This is a genomic window from Aureimonas sp. AU12 (genome assembly GCF_001463705.1).
Taxonomy (GTDB): Bacteria; Pseudomonadota; Alphaproteobacteria; order Rhizobiales; family Rhizobiaceae; genus Aureimonas.
Genome location: NZ_BBWH01000004.1, coordinates 16,520 through 36,612, shown reverse-complemented (window position 1 = coordinate 36,612; position 20,093 = coordinate 16,520). Strand labels below are relative to the sequence as shown.

Annotated in this window: 14 protein-coding genes, 3 tRNA genes and 1 pseudogene; 13 read left to right on the top strand and 5 right to left on the bottom strand. The window is 65.1% G+C overall.

Going from position 1 to position 20,093, the window contains the following annotated elements; translation table 11 throughout:
- Positions 1 to 9 precede the first annotated feature (9 nt).
- Positions 10 to 2,355, bottom strand: a complete 2,346-nt coding sequence (locus AUL33_RS01720) for a bifunctional diguanylate cyclase/phosphodiesterase (protein ID WP_062203027.1) — start codon at positions 2,353 to 2,355, stop codon at positions 10 to 12.
- Positions 2,356 to 3,674: 1,319 nt separating this feature from the next.
- Here AUL33_RS01720 and bcsA point away from each other — a divergent pair.
- The 5 genes from bcsA to AUL33_RS01695 all read left to right on the top strand — a co-directional run bounded on the left by bcsA (position 3,675) and on the right by AUL33_RS01695 (position 12,609).
- On the top strand, positions 3,675 to 5,900 hold the full coding sequence (gene bcsA / locus AUL33_RS01715) for a UDP-forming cellulose synthase catalytic subunit (RefSeq protein ID WP_062203025.1): 2,226 nt from the start codon (positions 3,675 to 3,677) through the stop codon (positions 5,898 to 5,900).
- 17 nt (positions 5,901 to 5,917) lie between these two features.
- Positions 5,918 to 8,275, top strand: a complete 2,358-nt coding sequence (locus AUL33_RS01710; protein ID WP_082652244.1) for a cellulose biosynthesis cyclic di-GMP-binding regulatory protein BcsB — start codon at positions 5,918 to 5,920, stop codon at positions 8,273 to 8,275.
- The gene (locus AUL33_RS01705; RefSeq protein WP_062203021.1) at positions 8,275 to 9,372 is read left to right on the top strand and encodes a glycosyl hydrolase family 8; all 1,098 of its coding nucleotides are present in this window, start codon (positions 8,275 to 8,277) and stop codon (positions 9,370 to 9,372) included. Before AUL33_RS01710 ends, AUL33_RS01705 begins: the two co-directional genes overlap by 1 nt.
- A complete protein-coding gene (locus AUL33_RS01700; RefSeq protein ID WP_062203019.1) occupies positions 9,363 to 11,402 on the top strand; it encodes a hypothetical protein in 2,040 nt (679 codons plus the stop codon). The genes AUL33_RS01705 and AUL33_RS01700 overlap by 10 nt, the downstream gene beginning before the upstream one ends.
- 79 nt (positions 11,403 to 11,481) lie before the next feature.
- Positions 11,482 to 12,609 (top strand): calcium-binding protein, encoded by a 1,128-nt coding sequence (locus AUL33_RS01695; protein ID WP_156419231.1) that lies wholly within the window; start codon positions 11,482 to 11,484, stop codon positions 12,607 to 12,609.
- A gap of 102 nt (positions 12,610 to 12,711) precedes the next feature.
- On the opposite strand, the gene AUL33_RS01690 is transcribed toward AUL33_RS01695, so the two are convergent.
- The 3 genes and pseudogenes from AUL33_RS01690 to AUL33_RS01685 form a co-directional block, all read right to left on the bottom strand.
- Positions 12,712 to 13,719 carry an NADP-dependent oxidoreductase gene (locus AUL33_RS01690; protein ID WP_062203015.1) on the bottom strand — a complete coding sequence of 336 codons (1,008 nt, stop codon included), beginning with the start codon at positions 13,717 to 13,719 and terminating at the stop codon, positions 12,712 to 12,714.
- A 43-nt stretch (positions 13,720 to 13,762) separates the two neighbouring features.
- Positions 13,763 to 14,059 (bottom strand): annotated as a pseudogene (locus AUL33_RS22695) (alkene reductase); the annotation flags it as partial.
- A 101-nt stretch (positions 14,060 to 14,160) separates the two neighbouring features.
- Positions 14,161 to 14,943 (bottom strand): SDR family oxidoreductase, encoded by a 783-nt coding sequence (locus tag AUL33_RS01685; RefSeq protein ID WP_062203013.1) that lies wholly within the window; start codon positions 14,941 to 14,943, stop codon positions 14,161 to 14,163.
- A 108-nt stretch (positions 14,944 to 15,051) separates the two neighbouring features.
- On the opposite strand from AUL33_RS01685, the gene AUL33_RS01680 reads away from it, so the two are divergent.
- Entirely contained in the window at positions 15,052 to 15,600 is a 549-nt protein-coding gene (locus AUL33_RS01680) for a TetR/AcrR family transcriptional regulator (RefSeq protein WP_062203011.1), read from the top strand.
- A gap of 375 nt (positions 15,601 to 15,975) precedes the next feature.
- On the opposite strand, the gene AUL33_RS01675 is transcribed toward AUL33_RS01680, so the two are convergent.
- Positions 15,976 to 16,051: transfer RNA gene (locus tag AUL33_RS01675), tRNA-Val, on the bottom strand.
- A gap of 236 nt (positions 16,052 to 16,287) precedes the next feature.
- On the opposite strand from AUL33_RS01675, the gene AUL33_RS01670 reads away from it, so the two are divergent.
- From AUL33_RS01670 to AUL33_RS01640, 7 genes are all read left to right on the top strand, one after another.
- A tRNA-Asp gene (locus AUL33_RS01670) sits at positions 16,288 to 16,364 on the top strand.
- 94 nt (positions 16,365 to 16,458) lie between these two features.
- Positions 16,459 to 16,535 (top strand) — tRNA-Asp (locus AUL33_RS01665).
- A 300-nt stretch (positions 16,536 to 16,835) separates the two neighbouring features.
- Entirely contained in the window at positions 16,836 to 17,201 is a 366-nt protein-coding gene (locus tag AUL33_RS01660; protein ID WP_062203370.1) for an NADH-quinone oxidoreductase subunit A, read from the top strand.
- Positions 17,192 to 17,749, top strand: a complete 558-nt coding sequence (locus AUL33_RS01655) for an NADH-quinone oxidoreductase subunit B family protein (protein ID WP_062203009.1) — start codon at positions 17,192 to 17,194, stop codon at positions 17,747 to 17,749. Before AUL33_RS01660 ends, AUL33_RS01655 begins: the two co-directional genes overlap by 10 nt.
- Positions 17,750 to 17,756: 7 nt before the next feature.
- Complete coding sequence (locus tag AUL33_RS01650; RefSeq protein WP_062203007.1) at positions 17,757 to 18,350, top strand: NADH-quinone oxidoreductase subunit C; 594 nt, start codon at positions 17,757 to 17,759, stop codon at positions 18,348 to 18,350.
- A gap of 7 nt (positions 18,351 to 18,357) precedes the next feature.
- Entirely contained in the window at positions 18,358 to 18,789 is a 432-nt protein-coding gene (locus AUL33_RS01645) for a GFA family protein (RefSeq protein WP_062203005.1), read from the top strand.
- A gap of 2 nt (positions 18,790 to 18,791) precedes the next feature.
- Positions 18,792 to 19,982 (top strand): NADH-quinone oxidoreductase subunit D, encoded by a 1,191-nt coding sequence (locus AUL33_RS01640; RefSeq protein WP_062203003.1) that lies wholly within the window; start codon positions 18,792 to 18,794, stop codon positions 19,980 to 19,982.
- The last annotated feature ends 111 nt before the right edge of the window (positions 19,983 to 20,093 follow it).

The window sequence follows — 20,093 nt, the reverse complement described above, 5'->3', positions numbered from 1 at the left end:
GGAGGGGTCTCAGGCCACCACGCGCGGCTCGAACCGCTTGGATTTGCGGGCGATCACCTCCAGCGTGACCGCCTCGGATTCGGGCTTGCCGAACAGGTAGCCCTGCAGTTGCGGGCACCCGAGTTGGCGAAGACAGTCGCGCTGCTCGATCGTTTCCACCCCCTCGGCGATCGTCGTCATGTTGAGCGTGCGGCCGAGGTCGACGATGGTCTTGACGATGCTGATGTCGCTCTCGGCATCCGGCAGGTCGATGATGAAGCTGCGGTCGATCTTGATCTTGTCGACCGGAAACTTCTTCAGGTAGCTCAAGCTGGAATAGCCCGTTCCGAAGTCGTCCAGCGCCAGCCGCACGCCGAGCCGGCGAAGGTTTTCGAGGACCGCCGTCGCCTCGCTCGTCGTGGCAAGGAACGCCGTCTCGGTGATCTCGAGTTCCAGCCGAGACGGATGCAGGCCGAAATCGGAGAGCGCGCGCGAGACGACGCCGACGAGGTCGGAGTGCCGGATCTGGACGGTCGAGACGTTGACGGCGATCGATAGGCTGGGGTCGGGCCAGGTCGCGGCGAAGCGGCAGGCGGTGCGTAGACCCCACTCGCCAAGCGCCAGAATGGTGCCTGTCTCTTCCGCCAGAGCGATGAACTCCGAGGGCGGCACCTGCCCGTGCACAGGATGCTGCCAGCGCATGAGCGCCTCGAAGCCGCAGAGTTCTCCGTCCACCGACGAGACGAGCGGCTGGTAGTTCAGCGTGAATTCGCCGCGCTCGAGCGCGCCGCGCAGTGCGCCCATCAGGGTCGCACGCTCTTCCTTGTGCTCGTCCATCGCCGGCACGTAGAAGCGATAGCCGCCACCGCCGTCGCCCTTCATCCGATAGAGCGCGGCGTCCGCCTTCCGCAGGATCCCGTCCGACGATGCCTCGTTGGTTGCGATGGCAATGCCGATGCTCACGCCGACGTCGAGATAGAGCCCGTCGAAGACGAAGGGCCGCCGCAGACTGTCGACGATGTGCTCCGCCAGCGCCGAGTTCGACGCCCCGTCCGACGTCGTGTGGAGCACCGCGAACTCGTCGCCGGCAAAGCGCGAGACGATGAGGTCGGGGCCGACGAAGGCCTGGAGCCGTGTTCCGATTTCCCGCAGCAGATCGTCGCCGACCGCATGGCCGAACGTGTCGTTGACCTGCTTGAAGCGGTCGAGATCGAGGCAGAGCACCGCGTAGCCCCCCGCGCTCGGCTGCGCGAGAAGAGCGCGCCGCGCCTCCGCGACGATCTCCTCGAACCGGCGGCGGTTGGGCAGGGTCGTCAGAGTGTCGTGATTGGCGAGATGGTCGAGTTCGGCCAGATATTCGTTCTGCAGCGTCACGTCCGAGCCGATGCCGCGAAAGCCGATGAAGCGCTTCTCCCGGTCGAGGATGGGCTTGCCGGTGAGAGCCCACCAGCGTCGCTCCGCGCCGATCCGGACGGGAACCACGAGGCGTTGGAACGGCCGACGCTCGCTGATCGCGCCCAGAAGAGTCTGCAGCGGTTCGCTCGGGAGCATGATGTCGGGCGTCAGTAGCGCCTCGAACCACGACGACGACAGGGTCTTGCGATCGGTCTGCAGAACTTCGGCGAACCGGCTCGAAGGCGCCTGGACGCGACCGTCGGCATCGGTCTCCCAAAGCCAGTCGCTGGAGTTCTGTTCGAAGTCGTTGAGGAGCAGGCTGCTGACCTCGCGTTGCCGGTCGAGGTCGTGCTGGACGATGGCGCGAAGGCTGACCAGCCGGCTGATCTGGATGATCGTCGTGAAGATGAAGAGGGTGTAGATCGCCAGCAGGATCGCGATGGTGATGTAGAAGGGCTGGCCGGTCATTGCGAGCGCGGCGAAGGACCCGACGATGATGCTGCCGGAATAGGCGATGCCGGCAGCGGGAACGAAGCCTATGCAGATGCCCGTCGCGATGAGGCCCGCGCAGGTGGCTGCGATGAGCAGACGCCCGTCGGCGTCGGCGCCACTGAAGAGCATGACCGGGATCGATGCCAGGGCGATGCCGGCCAGCGCGGCGACGCCGATCAGCCGGTAGCGCACGAGGCCGATCGTCCGGTTCGGCGTGACCAGGCGTCCCCGCCGCCACGATGCGCAGCCCTGGAACGCGACGCAGCCCAGTGCGATGATCACCGCCTGCAGCCCCAGAACGTAGGCGAGCGGCGCCGCGCCCCAGAAATAGTAGCAGACGATGTTGGACACCGTCAGGCCGGTCAGGATCGCGAGCGGCGCCAGCCGAAGCGCGAGGTCGGCCTGATCCAGCCAGACCTTCTCGACGATCTCGCGGCGAGTTTCGGATCGCGCGTTGCCGGCCAAGAGGGCCCTGTCGGTCTTCAGCATCTCGGATTCCACGTGTCGTCGCCAACAGTAGGATCATAACCGCGGAGAATAAAGAGATGTGGCGTTCGAAGCGTTAATTTGCGTAACGAGCGCTCGCTGGGCGCCGGTCGGCTGCGCTATACATCACCATTTAATAATATTGAATAAATAAAAATCATAGGAAGGGTTGAATATGAGCTTGGACTGATAGTCCGGGAGGAAAATTGTAAATATCACCTATAAAAGTGTGTCATGAAGGGCTGCGGAAGCTGCGTAGGCCGCCGAGGCAAATTTTGCAGGTTCACGATACGAATTCATAGCAATCAGAATCGGGCGTAGACGGTGCTCTCTCATCAAAAAGGCGGCGGAAATCATTTTCTGATGAGGCGAGAAAGAGGATGGCGTGATTAGAAATTGACAGCCGAATAAAGAGGACTGCACTCAATCACGGTTCATCGATCAGTATCCGAAAAATATTGTGGTAATTCAGATGTCGATCTGAGATTCTCAGGCCGTCATAATGTGAAAATTTACTGAGTGATGCAAATCTCACGTGCGTTCATGTTAACGATGGCTACAAGCTGAGTTTCCGACGGTTTTCGTCAACGAGACCCGTGTGATCGCGTTCTGCCTTGGTTGGGCGGAGATTGAAGCCCTGTTCAATCCACCGTTCGCTGGTCCAATTCGTCAGTCAAGCCTCAAATAGTTCGCCGACTGTCCCCTCTGGCTTGCGGCAGGAGGCTCGCTTGGGCACGGGACCTGAGTTTGTGTGCAGAGGCGAAGCCCAAGTTGGCCAGATCTGATCGGCAAGTTTGATTTCAAGGCTCAAGAGCGAAAGTTCCAGCCGGAAAGTGCGACACGATGACGCATATTCTGGTCCTAGATGCGGTTTTGGGGCCGAAAACGCATCGCGCCTCGTGTTGCGTTGCCACAGGATCGCCTCAATCCAGCATGGCCTTTGATCTTCAATTGTCTCGAGATTGGCGATGCCGGGGCCGTGATCGGCGTCGACGGAAGCCTTGAGCGCCCGAACAATGACGCGATCTGACAGCCGACCGACGTGTTCGCCCCGACACAAATCCATCAATATTGATTAAAATTGCGCTAGTAAGAATTTCTCATTTTGGCTTGATTCAGGCGGACTGTGCCGAAGGTCACGAGCCGTCTCGATACGCAGGCGGTTAACGATGTGGACGGCGATATGCTTGTGACACAACCTCACGTCGGGTAGGTTTACCCAACGTCACGTGCCGCCCTGTCCAGGCTGTCCTCCCCGAACCGCTCCGTCGGTCGGGGCGTGGCTTCCGTGTGTGTGTTTCTAACCGAGATGGAGTCATCCCATGCGCATCACCGCAATGGGCGTTCTCTGGCTGCTGACTGCGATCGCGGGACTTTTCCTGATCAGTCAGCCGGTGAGCGTCGACGCGCAGCTCTTCGTGGCCTCGACCGCGATCGCACTGGCTGCCGTGATCTATCTGCTGCGGCTGCAGGGGCCCTGGCGCTTCGTCTTCTTGGCGATCTCCACCACCGTCGTGCTGCGCTATGCCTACTGGCGCACCACCGCGACGCTGCCTTCGCCGGACGATCTGGCCAACTTCATCCCGGCCGTCATCCTCTATCTCGCCGAGATGTACTACATCGTCCTGCTGGCGATGAACCTCTTCGTCGTCTCCGACCCGCTGTCGCGAGGGCAGGCCCCGCAGCTCGAAGACGCCGATCTGCCGCGCGTCGACGTGTTCGTGCCGTCGTATAATGAAGCGTCCGACATTCTGGCGCTGACCCTGTCGTCGGCGAAGGTAATGGACTACCCCGCCGACAAGTTGCGCGTCTTCCTGCTCGACGACGGCGGCACCGAGCAGAAGCGCCTGTCGCGCGATGCGAAGGCGGCCGCCGCCGCACTGGCCCGCCACGAGGAACTCCAGCGCCTCTCGGCCGATCTCGGCGTCACCTACGTCACCCGCGCCCGCAACACACATGCGAAGGCCGGCAACCTCAACGCAGGCCTTGCGGCCTCGAACGGCGAGCTCGTCGTCGTCTTTGATGCCGACCACGCTCCGGCCCGCGAGTTCCTGCGCGAGACCGTCGGATACTTCCGGCGCGATCCGAAGGTCTTCCTCGTCCAGACCCCGCACTTCTTCTCCAATCCCGATCCGATCGAGAAGAACCTGCGCACCTTCGAGACCATGCCCTCCGAGAACGAGATGTTCTACGGCACGATCCAGAAGGGGCTCGACAAGTGGAACGCGGCCTTCTTCTGCGGCTCGGCCGCGGTGCTGCGTCGCGCCGCGCTGGAGCAGGTCGGCGGCTTCTCGGGCGTCACCATCACGGAGGACTGCGAGACGGCTCTCGATCTCCATTCGCGCGGCTGGAAGAGCGTCTATGTCGACAAGCCGATGGTCACCGGCCTGCAGCCTGAGACGCTTTCGAGCTTCATCGGTCAGCGCTCGCGCTGGTGCCGCGGCATGCTGCAGATCCTCTTCCTGAAGAACGCCGCGCTCGTTCCAGGCCTTACCGGGGCGCAGCGCATCTGCTACCTTTCGTCCTCGCTCATCTGGTTCTTCCCGGTGATGCGCATGATCTTCATGGTCGCGCCGCTGCTCTTCATCTTCTTCAACCTGAAGATCTACGACGTCTCGACCGAAGAATTCTTCGCCTACACGCTGACCTATCTCGCGATCTCGTCGCTGATCCGCAACTACTTGTACGGCCGGGTTCGCTGGCCGTGGATGTCGGAGCTCTACGAGTACGTCCAGTCGGTCTATCTCTTCCGCGCCATCATCAGCGTCATCCTAAACCCCCGCAAGCCGACCTTCAACGTCACCTCGAAAGGCGACACGCTTCAGGACGATCGCCTCTCGGAGATCGCGCTGCCCTACTTCGCCATCTTCGCGGTGCTGCTCGGCGCCATGGGCTATGCGATCTACCGCTACCAGACGGAGCCCGAGATCGGCGGCATCCTGCTCGTCGTCGCCGGCTGGAACCTGATGAACCTGCTTCTGGCTTCCGCCGCGCTGGGTGTCGTCACCGAGCGTCGCGAGCGTCGCCTCTCGCCGCGCCTCGTGTCCAACCGCCGCGCCGAACTGGTGGTGGACGGGCATGTCATCCCCGTCACCGTCGAGGACATCTCGATGGGCGGCGCCAAGGTCTCGCCACATGGCGTGCTGCCGGCGCTCGCCGCCCAGGCGGCGGCGGAGCTGAAAGTCTCCACCAAGACGGGCGAGGTGCTCGGCATGCTGCCCGTCAGCATCCGCTCGATCGGCACCGAGGGCGATGCGACGATGCTCGGGCTGCACTACGAGGCCAATGCCGGTCAGTACCGGCTCATCGCCGAGCTGATGATGTCGGACATGGATCCGGTGCGGGCCAAGCGGAATGGTCGCCAGCGCCGGCGTGGTCTGATCGCGGCCAACGCCGCGCTCGTCACCTGGGCGCTGATCTACCCGCTTCGCGCCTTCCGCCACCTCGTCTTCGATCGTGATCCGGCGCCGGTCCTGCCGCAGCAGGATGTCCTGACCACCCATCTCTCCGCACCCGCGCTCACCGAGCGTACCGCAACCCCGTCCTGACGCAGGAGGTCGAACCGATGCCGATTGATCGAATGAACATCTGCCGGGGTTTCCTCGCGGCCACCACCCTCGCGCTCGTCTCGCCTGTCATCGCGCAGGCCGCCGGTCCCGCTTTCGACATCGCCGCGCCCGCGTCCGGGCCGGCGACCGCCGATGCCCCGCAGGCGGGTGCGGGGATCACTGAAGTCCGCGATCCCAACCTCCTGTCGTTCCCGCTCGCCGCGCCGCGGCTGAGTCTGGCCGGCGAGAACCCGCACGAGACCTTCGCGGTCTTCCTGACGGGGAGCCAGAGCACGCGCGCGGCCAGCATGGTGCTCTCCTATGTCAGCGCGGTTTCCGTGGCGCCTGAAACCTCGATGCTGCGGGTGCTGATCAACGACGTCGCCGTCAGCGAGAAGCCGCTGCAGCCGGGCGGCGCGCAGCAATTGGTGGTGCCGGTTCCCGTCGGCCTGCTGCAGCCCGGCTTCAACTCGGTGCGCATCCTCCTCAGCCAGAACCACCGCGTCGACTGCTCGATCGACGGCACGTACGAGCTGTGGACGCAGATCGACCCGCGCACGAGCGGCTTTCGTTTCGCCGCGGCGCCGAGCGGGGTCGGCGACATTTCCGAACTGCCCGCCCTGCCGCGCGACGAGACGGGCGCGGTTCAGATCGACGGACGCCTCGCCGCCGGCGCGACGCCCGCCGAGATCGACCGCACGCTCAACGCCATCCAGTCGGCTGTGCTGCTCGGCGCCTTCGAGACGCCTGCGGTTCATCTCGGCACCGAAAGCCGTGACGGCCCAGGTCTCGACGTCGCGGTCGGCACCTTCTCGGAGCTGCCGGATGCGCCGCGCACCGGCAACACGGCCTGGCCGAACGTCAGCTTCCTGCCCGGCCGCGACGGCAGCCGTCCGCGTCTCGTCGTGTCCGGTGCGACGTCCGACGAGGTGCAGGCCGCGCTGGCGCAACTGCGCAACGCCGCACAGAGCACCAAGCTGATGGGCACGGCCTCGGGCCTGCGCGCGCTCGAGAACGGACGCGGGCGTCGCATCGCCGACGGGCAGTCGATCAGCCTCTCGGAATTCGGCAGTGACGACCGGCCGTTCACCGGCCGTTTTTTCCGCGAAAGCCTGACGCTCGCCCTGCCGGCGGACTTCTATGCCGCCGACTACGACTACGCCTCGATCCTCCTCGACGCGGCCTATGCCAAGGGCCTGTCCGACAACGCCCAGTTCATAACCCGCGCCAACGGGCGCATCGTCGCGACGCTGTCGCTCAGTTCGCCGCGCGCCGGCACGATCGAGAAGCAGCGCCTCCGCCTGCCGCTCGACACGCTGAAGCCGGGTCTCAACACGATCAGCTTCGAAGCGATCGTGCCGCGCGCGTCCGACTCGGTGTGCGACGCCAGCGCCCAGCAGAATGCTTCGGCCCGCTTCATGCTCGGCGGCTCGTCGACGCTGGAAATGCCCTCGCTCGCTCGCGTCGGCCACTATCCCGACCTGTCGGCCACGATGGCCGGCATCGGCCAGCAGGCGCCCGAGATCGACCGCGCACTGGCGGTCTACGTTCCCGGCGCCGATCCGAGCGCGCTCGATGCGGCGGCGACGATCGTCGCCAAGATGTCGATCGGCTCGGGCACGGTGCGCGACACCCACATGGTCAGCGCGATGCCGCATGAGGAAAGCGGCAATCTCCTGGCTGTCGGCGCCTACGCCGCGCTGCCGCCCGAACTCCTCGATGCCGTGCGCGTGCGCAGCGGGTCGGACGAGCCGTCGCCGGCCGACGAGCCGGTCCAGCTCGGCGCCTGGACCTCGATCGAGGCGGAGGCGGCGACCGGCGAGGTGGTCGGCGACGATCCGGCGACGCCGGCAGCCGGCGATGGCGGGATCCTCTCGTCCTTCGCCGAACCCGTCGACTACAGGCAGCGATTCGTTGAACTGACCCGCCCCTTCGTCACCTCGATCGCCTCGAAGCTGCGTCGCGAGGCTTCGTCCGACCCGACGCGCTTCACGGCGCTGCCGGACGAGGCGTTGCTGGTGGCGCAGGCGCCCGCGCCGCGCGCTGCGGCCGCGGCCTGGACGCTCGTCGCGGCTCCGACCACCGAAGCGCTCGCCAGCGGTGTTCGCAGCCTGACGGGCGGCGACAACTGGAGCGCGCTCGCTGGCGCGGTTTCGGTGGTCTCGAAGACCGACGGCTCGATCACCGCGACGCCGAGCTCCGAGGAGCGCCTCTTCGAGACGCAGCCGCGCTCGATCGGCAATGCGCGTCTGGTGCTGGCCGGCTGGTTCTCGCGCCACGCGCAGAGCTACATGATCCTGCTCCTCTCGGCTTCGATCCTCCTCGGCCTGACCACGCTGGTCTTCCTGCGCGGCCTCGGCGAGAAGGACCGGTGATGGCGCGTCTGTCCATGATCGTTGCCGCGGCCGGTCTCCTTGCCGTGCTGACGCCGGGGCTCGCTGTCGCCGCATCGCCAGCGGTTGCGGCGACCCGGGCTCAGCCCGAGATCCTGCCTGAGGACTACATCATCGGTTCGTGGCCGCTTTATCAGAGCCGCTTCGTGTCGCCCGAAGGGCGCGTCATCGACGACGACAACCAGTCGATCAGCCACAGCGAGGGGCAGGGCTACGGCATGCTCATCGCCGTGGCGGCGGGCGACCGGCAGGGCTTCGAGCGGATCTGGGACTGGACCGACCGCGAGCTCTTCGTGCGCGACGATGCGCTCGCGGCGTGGAAGTGGGAGCCGGCCGCCGAGCCGCGCGTCACCGATCGCAACGACGCCACCGATGGCGACCTTCTCATCGCCTGGGCGCTGCTGCGCGCCTCGGAACGCTGGAAGGAGCCGGACTGGCGCGCCCGCGCCCGTCTCATCGTCGATGCGGTGGTGGCCCAGGCTCTGGTCGACGGGCCGAACGGCAAGATGCTTCTTCCGGCGGCGCAAGGCTTCGCCAAGGGAGAGCAACCCGACGGTCCGGTGGTCAACCTGTCCTACTGGATCTTCCCCGCGCTCCTCGAACTGGAGACGATCTCGCCGTCCCTCGAGGAGGCGAGGCTGCTGAAGAGCGGCCTTCGCCTCGCCAAGGCCGCGCGCTTCGGGGAAGCGGAACTGCCCACCGACTGGATCTCGCTGGCCGCCGAGACGCCCGCGCCGGCCGCGGCCTTCGCGCCCACCTTCGGCTACAACGCCATCCGCGTGCCGCTCTACCTCGCCTGGCTCGGGCGCGACGAGAACCGCCTGCTGCGTCCCTATCTCGACCGCTGGCAGGCCGCCAATCCGCCGACGCCCGACGTCGCCGACGTGACCGTCGGCCTGTCGATCAACCGGCTGAGCGATCCCGGCTATCTCGCAATCGCGGACCTCGTGGCCTGCAGCCTCGGCAAGGGGCACGTGAGCGAGGCCACGAAGCGCTTCGTGCCGACGACCTACTATCCCAGCACCCTCCATCTCCTGAGCCTCATGGCTCTCGCCGAAAGGTATCCCCAATGCCTGTGAGGATCGTTCTTCTCGCCTCCGCGAGCCTGGCCTTCGCTCTCGCCGCCCATGCGGAAACCCCCGTTGCCGCGCCCGATTTCGGCGCGGCGGGATGGGGCGCGCCGCAGGCCGCGGCACCGGGTGCCCCTGCACCGTCGATCGCCGTGCCGTTGGCGCTGCAGCCGGCGGCGTCCGCGCCCGTGACGTTCGCGCCAGCGCCGGTGGCGGCTCCCGTAGCTGCCGCGCCGACGGCCGCAGGAGTCAATCCGTTCGCCGTGATGGTGCCGCCACCGGCGGCCAAGCCGGCGGCTCCGGTCAATCCGTTCGTGACCGCCGAGCCGGCGCCCGCTGCTGCCGCGCCGAGCGCGCCCGCCGCGGCCTTCTCGATCGAGCCGGCCAAGCCTGACGCGCAAGCTGCGGCGGCGGCCGCGCCCCAGGGGGCCGACGACGGCGCGCTTCGCTACTACGCCTCGCAGCGTGACATGGTCCGCGTCGGGGCCGAGATCCGCCGCCTCAAGAGCCTCTATCCGGACTGGCAACCGCCGGCCGATCTCTTCGGCGCCGTGGTCAAGGTCAACGAACAGCCGGTCTGGGATCGCTACGCGCTGAAGGATTTCACCGGCGCGCGCGAAGTGATCGAGACGCTGCGCACGCAGAACCCGGGCTGGGAGCCCTCGGGCGACCTGACCGAGAAGCTCGCCGATGCCGAGATCCGCACTGCCGTCGATGCCGCCTATGCGCGGCAGGATTGGCAGGGCGTGCTCGACACCGCGCAATCGCGTCCGACGCTGCTGACCTGCGCCAATGTCGACATGCTCTGGAAGGTCGGGGAGGGCTTCGCCCGCGCCTCGAACCTCGCCCGCTCCTACGATCTCTACAGCTACATCCTCGCCCATTGCGACAATCCCGGCGAACGCCTTGCGACGGTGCAGAAGGCGTCCGCCGTGCTGCCGCCGCAGGGCGTCGACGCGCTTCTCGGCTTCGGTCGGCCGACCGCGGCGGGCCAGCGCGAGTTCGACGGCCTGCGCTTCGATACGTTGCGCGGCCAGATGGGCAAGGTCGCCGCACGCGAGGCGGGACTCCCCATCGATGCCGCACAGCTCTCGAGCTTCGCGACCTATGTCGGTGCCACGCGCTCGGCCAACGACGCCGCGCTGTTCGGCTGGTACTATTACGGTCTCGAACAGTGGTCGGACGCGGCGAACTGGTTCAAGGCTGCCGGGCAACTCGATCCCGATCCGAAGAACCTCGAAGGCTACATCCTGGCGCTGCGCAATGGCGGCGATCTGAAGACCGCCGAAGCGCTCGCCTACGACAATCGCGCCCGCACGCCCGAGATCGCCAAGATCTATGTCGAGATCGTTTCCGACCAGCTGACCGGCGACGATCCGGTGGCGCTGGACGATGCCGCCCTTCGCCGGATCGCGGCGGTGGTCGAAACCTCGAAATCCCCGCTCGGCGCCCAGTCGATCGGCTGGAACCTCGTGGCCGCGGGGAAGGTGGACGAGGCGAAGGGCTGGTTCACCAAATCCGTCGACTGGGAGCCGACGCGCGAGGGCGTCGTCGGTCTCGCCGTGGTCGCGGCGCGGCTGAAGGATACGGCGGGTCTGCGGGACCTGCGCACGCGCTATACCGAAAGCTTCCCCGAGCTCGCCTCCTTCAAGGAAAGCGCGCCGCCGACCTCGCTGCGCACCACGTCTCCGGCACCGCGCCAAACCGCCGCAAGGTCCGGTAACAACACCCGCACGGCCGCCCGCAGCAACGGCTCGAACGCCGGCGGGGGCGGGGGCGGCAACGCCGTTCTGCGCGAGGCGCAGAAGGCGTTCGACTCCGGCGACTACAAGGGGGCGCTCGCCACTCTCGACGAGCACGAACGCCGCTTCGGCCAGAATCGCGGCGCATCGCTCCTGCGTGGCTGGACAAACTTCAAGATGCGGCGCTTCAGCGAGGCGCGCGAGATCTTCAAGGCCGAAGACAAGCGGCAGTCCACGAAGGACACCCGTTTCGGCATCGGCGCAACGTTCAACTCGCAGTCCAACGCTTGGCGATGAGCCGGCCGGTCGCGGACACGGCCTCGTGTCCGCGACCCCGCACCGGTCTCCCGGTCCTTTCCCGTTCAGGAATTTCCCGATGACAACGACATCCGCCATGGCGACGCTCATCGCCGGTCTCTCCCGCCTCGGGACCTCCGCCTCGGAAGCCCTGTTCGGCAGCGCCGGCGACGATACGATCGCCAGCGCATCGGGCAACGACACGATCACCGGCGATCTTGGCCGCGACACGCTGTCGGCGATGCCGCTGGCGGGCGAGCATGTGCTGATCTACGGCGGCCGCGGGCCATCCGACACCGAGGATGCCGCCGACACGATCACCGTGACGGGCGAAGGCTCGGGCTCGATCTACGCCAATGCCGGCAACGACGTCGTCCTCTACCGGGCGCTCGGCGCAGGCCAGATCTATGCCGGCATCGGCGACGACGACGTGACGATCCTCAACCTTGCCGACAATCTGGTGGCGGGAGGCGGCGGCAGCGATCGGATCACCATCGACAGCAACGGCAACAACACGGTCGCCGGAGGTTCGATCGCTGGCGACCCGTTCGACGGCTCCGACGGCATCACGATCCGCGGCAGCGGCAACAACAGCGTCTTCGCCAATGGCGGCAACGACGCGATTTTCATCGGCGGCTCCGGCAACAACGTCGTATACGCAGGCGTCGGCGACGACGTTGTGCGTATTCAGGGTGTCGGCGCCAACGTCGTTTTCGGCGGGCAAGGCAGCGACAGCCTGACCGTCGAGGGCAGCGGCAACAACACGATTTATGGCGGCGTAGGGCCGGGCGATGCCAGCGACGCCGGCGACGTCATCACCATCGTCGGCGACGGACACAACACGATCTACGCCAATGGGGGCGACGATCTCGTGCGGATCGTCGGCAGCGTCGGGGCGACGATCTTCGGGGGCGTCGGCAACGACACGATCCAGGGTGGTGACGGCCTCGACCTCATCTTCGGTGGCAGCGGCACGAACATCCTGACAGGCGCGGCGGGTGCCGATACGTTCGTCCACGAAGCCGGCGCGATCGATGTCATCACCGATTTCGACTACTATCGCGGCGACCGTCTCGCCGTCGGCGGACAGCCCTACCAGTTGATCCGGATGCCCGACTCGACCCTCTTCGTCGCGTTTGCCGACGGGACTTACGTCGCGATCCAGCACGCGACACCCGAACTCGGATCGCAGGACTTCATCCTGTAGGCCATCGTCCTGCTCGCGGCCACGGCTGCGGCTTCGAGTCGAGATCGGCCAGGGTTCTGTCCCCGACGGCAAGCATCGCGAGCCATCGGGATGTTTATGCTTTCAGGCGTCGTCGAGCGTGACGACGACCTTGCCCTTGGCGCGCCCGGTCTCGAGATAGGCCATCGCCTCGTTCGTCTGCGCGAAGGGAAAGGTGCGGTCGAGAACGGGGCGGATGCCGCCGTCCTCGACCAGCGATGCGATGCAGGCGAGCTGTTCGCCATCGGCGCGCATAAACAGGAACGAATAGTCGATCCTTCTGGCCTTGGCTTTGCGCCGGATGCCGAAGCTGAGGGCCCGCATGACCTGCCGCAGCCCCCAGTTCAGCCTTTGCGTGCGGGCGAATGCGGGATCGGGCGGTCCGGAGATCGAGATCAGCTTGCCGCCGGGCTTCAACACGGCAAGGGATTTGCGCAGCGTCTTCGCATCGAGGCTGTTGAGGACGACGTCGTAGCCGGACAGGACGTCTTCGAACGCCTGCGTCTTGTAGTCGATCACGACATCGGCGCCGAGGCTTCTGACCAGATCGATGTTGGCCGTGCTGGTCGTCGTCGCCACGGACGCGCCGAGATGTTTGGCGAGCTGGATGGCGATCGTGCCGACGCCGCCCGATCCCGCGTGGATGAGCACCTTCTGGCCCGGCTTCAACGTCGCCGTCTCGACCAGCGCTTGCCATGCGGTCAGGGCGACGAGCGGAAGCGAGGCCGCTTCTTCCATGCCGATATTGCCCGGCTTGTGGGCCACGTCGGCCTCGTCGACCGCGATGAACTCGGCGAACCCACCGATGCGCCCGTCGCGGGGGCGCGCATAGACCTCGTCGCCCGGCTGGAAGCGCCGGACATTCGCGCCGACGCGAACCACGGTGCCCGCCACGTCGTGGCCGAGAACCAGCGGCATGCGATAGGGCAGGAAGAGCTTGAACTCGCCGTCGCGGACCTTGGAGTCCAGCTGGTTGAGGCCGGCGGCACGCACCGCGATCACCACGTCGTCAGGCAGGGGCGAGGGCTCCTGTCTGTCGCCGAAACGGAGTGCGCCCTTCTTCCGGTAGCGGTCGAGAATGAAGGCCTTCATGGGATGGGCTCTTTCGTGCGGGGTGTCGCGAAGGTCGGGAACGGCTCGAAGCGGTCGCCGCAGGATAGTCAGTATAGGCGGCAGCGCCTCCGCCGTAGAGGGCCGAGGGGTCGAAAGCGGCCAAGGGCGTCTCGGTTCTCAACCGGTCCACGAGGTCGGGATTGGCGATGAAAGGGCGACCGAAGGCGAAGAGGCCCGCCTGATCCTGCGCCAGCCGCGACGTCGCCAGTTCGAGATCGTAGCCATTGTTGGCGATGCAGGTTTTCCTGAGTCGCCGGCGCAGCGATCCGTACCCGAACGGCGCGACGTCGCGCAGCCCGCCCGTCGCGCCCTCGACGACCAGAGCGCATCGGGTTCGAACAGGGTCTTGATGGTCATGGCGAAGATTCCAGCCGGGAAGGGACGTGCGTCTTCGACGGTCGCGACCGCTGCGAAGGCCGCTCAGGACCGGTAGCGCTCGGCCGGCAGGACCGCGCCGAAGCCCGGCAGCATCGCCCGCCGCGCGGCGTCAAAGGCATCCCACTGTGCGGCGTCGTGAAGGGGCGGGATCGTCACGGCCTCGCGACGGTCGAAACCGACGAGGGCGGCGTCCACGAGGTCGCCGACCTCCATCAGCGGTGGCAGCGCTGCGGGGTCGGCGCCCGCGCGTTCCCAGATCTCTGTACGCGTTCCCGCGGGCAGCACGGCCTGCACGTAGATGCCCTTCGGCCCGAGTTCGAAAGCGAGGCCCTGCGAGAAGAAGAGCACGAAGGCTTTGGTGGCGCCGTAAACGGTCTGGCCGAATTCCGGCATCAGGCTGACGACGGAACCGATATTGACGATGGCGCCTTCGCCGGCCTTCACGAAGCGCGGGGCGACGGCGCTGGCGAGGCGAGCGAGGGCGGTCGTGTTGAGCGCCATGAGACGCTCCACCGCGTCGGCATCCTGCGTCTCGTATCCGCCGGCCATGGCCGCGCCGGCATTGTTGACGAGAATCCCGATGCGAGGATCGTCGCGCAGACGGGTTTCCACCAAGGCCCGCTCGCCGGACTTCATCAGATCCGCCGGGATGACGTCGATCGTGACGCCGGTCTCTTGGCGCAGGTGTTGGGCCAGAATCTCCAACCTGAAGCCGTCACGCGCGACCAGGACGAGGTCGTGGCCGCGGCGCGCGAAGCGATCCGCATAGGTCATGCCGATGCCGCTTGAGGCACCTGTGATCAGAACGGCCGGTTGAGTCGCCATGGGGTGGCTTTCCTTCGAGACGTCGCTATAATCATGACGATCATCATGTATGGCCGTAAATATGACCGTCATCATGTAACTGTCAACGGGAAATGCGAGGAGGCCGTGATGAAGGTCAGCCGGGAGCAGATGGCACAGAACCGCAACGGCATCTTGGACGCGGCTGGACGCCTGTTTCGCCAGAAAGGCTTTGATTCCGTCGGCGTCGCCGAGGTGATGAAAGCTGCTGGCCTGACGCATGGCGGTTTCTATGGGCACTTTCGGTCGAAGGACGACCTGATCGCGCAGACGATGGCGCACGTGCTGGGCGCCGAAAGCGTTAGCGACAGTGGGCTCGACGCGTTTCTGGACGCCTATCTATCTCGCAAGCATCGCGACAATCCGGCCGGCGGCTGCCCGACCGCCGGTCTCGCCGCCGATCTCCGTCATCAGACCCCCGCGGCTCGGGCGGCCATGACGCAGGGGCTTCGATCCCAGATCGACCGGATGAGCACTGCGTTCCCCAACCTCGACGAAAAGGCCCGTCGTCAGGCCGCGATCGCCTCCTGGTCGGCGATGGTCGGGGCGCTCATCCTCTCACGCGCGACCGATGACGCGGAGCTGTCGGACGAGATCATCGGCGAGACGCGGTCGTTTTTCGGATCGAAGGACATGTAGGTCCGGTTCACGCGAGCTGATCGCGAAAACTGGTATTCCGAACGACGACGAGATATTCGACGCTGGCCTTCGTGAGCGGTTTTGCGCGAGTCGCCGGTGCATATCAGCGAGTTCCGTGAGCATCCGGCCATCATCGCCGAAGCGCGCGCATCAGGCCCTCCCATCAGCACTCTGATCACGCGCAAGTCTGGCTCGTCGCCAATCCGCATGGCGATTCCAACGTGGCCCATGCTCGTTGAACGCAGATCCATCAATCGAAGTGGAAAGCCCTACGAGGTGCGCCGGCCCGGGCTTTGCCGGAAGGGATGCCCATCGCTGGCCGCGGCCGCGAACGACTTACACCGAGATAAGCTGGCCCCAGCCTGGTGGATGGCATGGTGGGCGATGACAGGCTCGAACTGCCGACATCCTCGGTGTAAACGAGGCGCTCTACCAACTGAGCTAATCGCCCGACGCGGCAAGCCATTAGGGGATGACGAGGGGGAACGCAAGTCGCCGCCGATGGCCACGGCGCTGCTTCGACATGAGGCGATTCGGGCTCGATGAAAGTTCGCGCCCCTCAGACATCCGGCTATGGCGTTGATCCCGAGCGTTTTAAGGCGAGGTCCGAAATGCCGGTTGACACTCCGATGACCAGCTTCTAAACGACCACTCATGCCGCTGACGGACACGTCGGCGGCAACAAGCGCGGGTGTAGCTCAGTTGGTTAGAGTGCCGGCCTGTCACGCCGGAGGTCGCGGGTTCGAGCCCCGTCACTCGCGCCATTTCTTCTTCGGGACCTTCGGGTCCGTTGCAAGAAATGTGACATCAAGGCCCCCGAAAGGGGAGGTAATGCGCTTCCGGTGGAAGTGATGGTACGCGGGTGTAGCTCAGCTGGTTAGAGTGCCGGCCTGTCACGCCGGAGGTCGCGGGTTCGAGCCCCGTCACTCGCGCCATTCATCTGAGACCTCCAGAACTTAGCGAGACGAATAAGCATAGTTTCCATAGCTCGTTTTCGTCAGCGAGTTTGGTTCATGAGCGCGAAAAGATCGCAGTCTCCGGTCGCCGGTGTCGCCTTGCGTCCAACTTAGGAAGGGTCTAATCCTCGCCGCAATGCGGGAGATCGGGCGTGGCTGTTGGACGCATTGTTGCGGTCGACGATCCTCTTATCTCACTTTGGAATCGACTGGTTGACGATCCGAAACGGCGAGGAAATCCTCGACCACGGGTCCGATCCGACACGGGGACGTCGGCTTTTGAACGAGCTTCTGGGATCCTACCTTCCGATCATCATCTTCTTCGGCGTCGCCCTGTTCATCGGCCTGGCGCTTCTGGTTTCTCCGTTTCTCCTCGCCTTCAAGGCGCCGGACGACGAGAAGCTTTCGGCTTACGAATGCGGCTTCGACGCGTTCGACGACTCCCGCATGAAGTTCGACGTACGCTTCTATCTCGTGTCGATTCTCTTCATCATTTTCGATCTGGAAGTGGCATTTCTCTTCCCCTGGGCGGCCTCGTTCGGTGAACTCGGATGGGCCGGTCTCTGGTCGATGATGGTATTTCTCGGCGTGCTGACCGTCGGCTTCATCTATGAATGGAAGAAAGGTGCTCTCGAATGGGATTGACCCCCGGATCCGCGCCGTTCGCATCGCGTTCGGACCTGCAGGTCGCTCCGGCGGCCGATCCCTTCGTGACCGACGTCAACGATGAGCTGGCCGACAAGGGCTTCATCGTCACCTCGACGGAAGACCTGATCCAGTGGGCCCGCACCGGCTCTCTCATGTGGATGACCTTCGGTCTGGCCTGCTGCGCCGTGGAAATGATGCAGATGTCGATGCCGCGCTACGATGGGGAGCGCTTCGGCTTCGCACCTCGTGCTTCGCCGCGTCAGTCGGATGTGATGATCGTCGCGGGCACGCTGACGAACAAGATGGCACCGGCGCTGCGTAAGGTCTACGACCAGATGCCGGAACCGCGCTACGTGATCTCGATGGGATCGTGTGCGAACGGTGGCGGCTACTACCACTATTCGTATTCGGTCGTGCGCGGCTGCGATCGCGTCGTTCCCGTCGATATCTACGTTCCCGGTTGCCCGCCCACGGCGGAAGCCCTTCTGTATGGCGTTCTTCTTCTCCAGAAGAAGATCCGCCGCACCGGTACGATCGAGCGCTGAGGATCTGATGGACGAGCTTTCCGAGTTTCTCGGTGAAACGCTGGGTGGCAAGATCGCAGGCCGCGAGATCGCGTTCGGCGAGCTGACCATCGTGGTTTCTGCAGCCGACATCGTCGAGGTCATGATCTTCCTGCGCGATGATCCGCACTGCCAGTTCAAGTCGTTCGTCGATATCTGCGGCGTCGACTATCCAGGTCGCGTCGATCGCTTCGACGTGGTCTACCACCTCATGTCGCCCCGGCTGAACCATCGGATCCGCATTAAGGTGCGCACCAGCGAAGATGCGCCGGTTCCGTCGATGACAGGCGTGTTCTCGGGTGCCGACTGGTTCGAGCGCGAAGCTTATGATCTATATGGAATTCTCTTCACAGGGCATCCCGATCTGCGCCGGATCCTCACCGACTACGGTTTCGAAGGGCACCCGCTGCGCAAGGACTTCCCGTTGACGGGGTTCGTCGAGGTTCACTACGACGAGCAGCTGAAACAGGTCGTCTACGAGCCCGTCGAACTTCGCCAGGAGTTCCGCAATTTCGACTTCCTGTCGCCATGGGAAGGTACGGACTACGTGCTGCCCGGCGACGAAAAGGCCAAGGCGAGCTGAGGCGGCCATGGGTGAGGGACCCCTGCGCGCTGGTGGCTGTCTCTGCGGCGCGGTTCGCTTCGAAGCGGCGCCGTCGAAGTTCGAGATGGATGTCTGCCATTGCTCGATGTGCCGGCGCTGGAGCGGCGGTACATTCATGGCGGTGCCGTGTGGAAGCTCGTTGTCCTTCACCCTGTCCGGCGGCCTTTCAGTGTTTCGGTCGTCCGATTATGGCGAGCGGCTCTTCTGCAAGGCTTGCGGCTCGAGCATCGCATGGCGCATGCAGGACGGCTCGGCCGCAGCCGTTTCGATGCAGGCGTTCGACGATCCGGAAGAGTTCGTCTTCGCGGAGGAGATCTTCGTCGACGACAAGCCCGACACCTACGCCTTCGCCAATCATACCCGTAAGCTGACCGGCGCCGAAGTCATGGCGCAATTCGCCAACGAACAAGGGGCCTGACCGTGGCCGAGATCGACGTCCGCAACTTCAACATCAATTTCGGACCGCAGCATCCGGCCGCTCACGGCGTTCTCCGTCTTGTGCTGGAACTCGACGGCGAGAACGTCGAGCGCGTGGATCCGCATATCGGTCTCCTGCATCGCGGCACCGAAAAGCTGATCGAGCAGAAAACCTATCTGCAGGCGATTCCGTATTTCGACCGACTGGACTACGTCGCGCCGATGAACCAGGAGCACGCCTTCTGTCTGGCGATCGAGCGGCTGGCGGATGTCGATGTGCCGATCCGCGGGCAGCTGATCCGCGTTCTCTACTGCGAGATCGGTCGCATTCTTTCGCATCTCCTCAACGTCACGACGCAGGCGATGGACGTCGGCGCGCTGACCCCGCCGCTTTGGGGCTTCGAGGAGCGCGAGAAGCTGATGGTGTTCTACGAGCGCGCCAGCGGCGCTCGTCTACATGCCGCCTATTTCCGTCCGGGGGGCGTCCACCAGGATCTGACGCAGCAGCTCGTCGACGATATCGGTGCCTGGTGCGACCCGTTCCTGAAGGCGCTTGCCGACATCGACGAGCTGCTGACCGAGAACCGCATCTTCAAGCAGCGCAACGTCGATATCGGCGTGGTCGATCTCGACGACGCCTGGGCGCTCGGTTTCTCCGGTGTGATGGTGCGCGGTTCCGGCGCCGCATGGGACCTGCGCAAGTCGCAGCCCTATGAGTGCTACGACCAGATGGAATTCGACATTCCCATCGGCAAGAACGGCGACTGCTACGATCGCTATCTCATCCGCATGGAGGAGATGCGGCAGTCCACCCACATCATGAAGCAGTGCATCGAGCGTTTGTCAGGCCGCGAACGCGTCGGTCCCGTGTCATCGACCGAGGGTAAGGTCGTGCCGCCCAAGCGCGGGCAGATGAAGCGTTCGATGGAAGCCCTGATCCATCACTTCAAGCTCTACACCGAAGGCTTCCACGTTCCGGCGGGCGAGGTCTATGCCGCGGTCGAGGCACCGAAGGGCGAATTTGGCGTCTACCTCGTGGCGGACGGGACAAACAAGCCTTACCGCTGCAAGATCAAGGCGCCAGGGTTCGCCCATTTGCAGGCCATGGACTTCCTCTGCCGCAACCACATGCTGGCCGACGTGTCCGCGATCCTTGGATCCTGCGATATCGTGTTCGGCGAAGTCGATCGGTAGGCTGCCGGCCCGCTGAGGCGGGGCGGCGGAAGGAATACGGGAACGGTGCGAAACCGCTCTCATCGACGTGATCGGCATCGTGCGGATCGCTGGCGTTTTGTGCAGTCTATG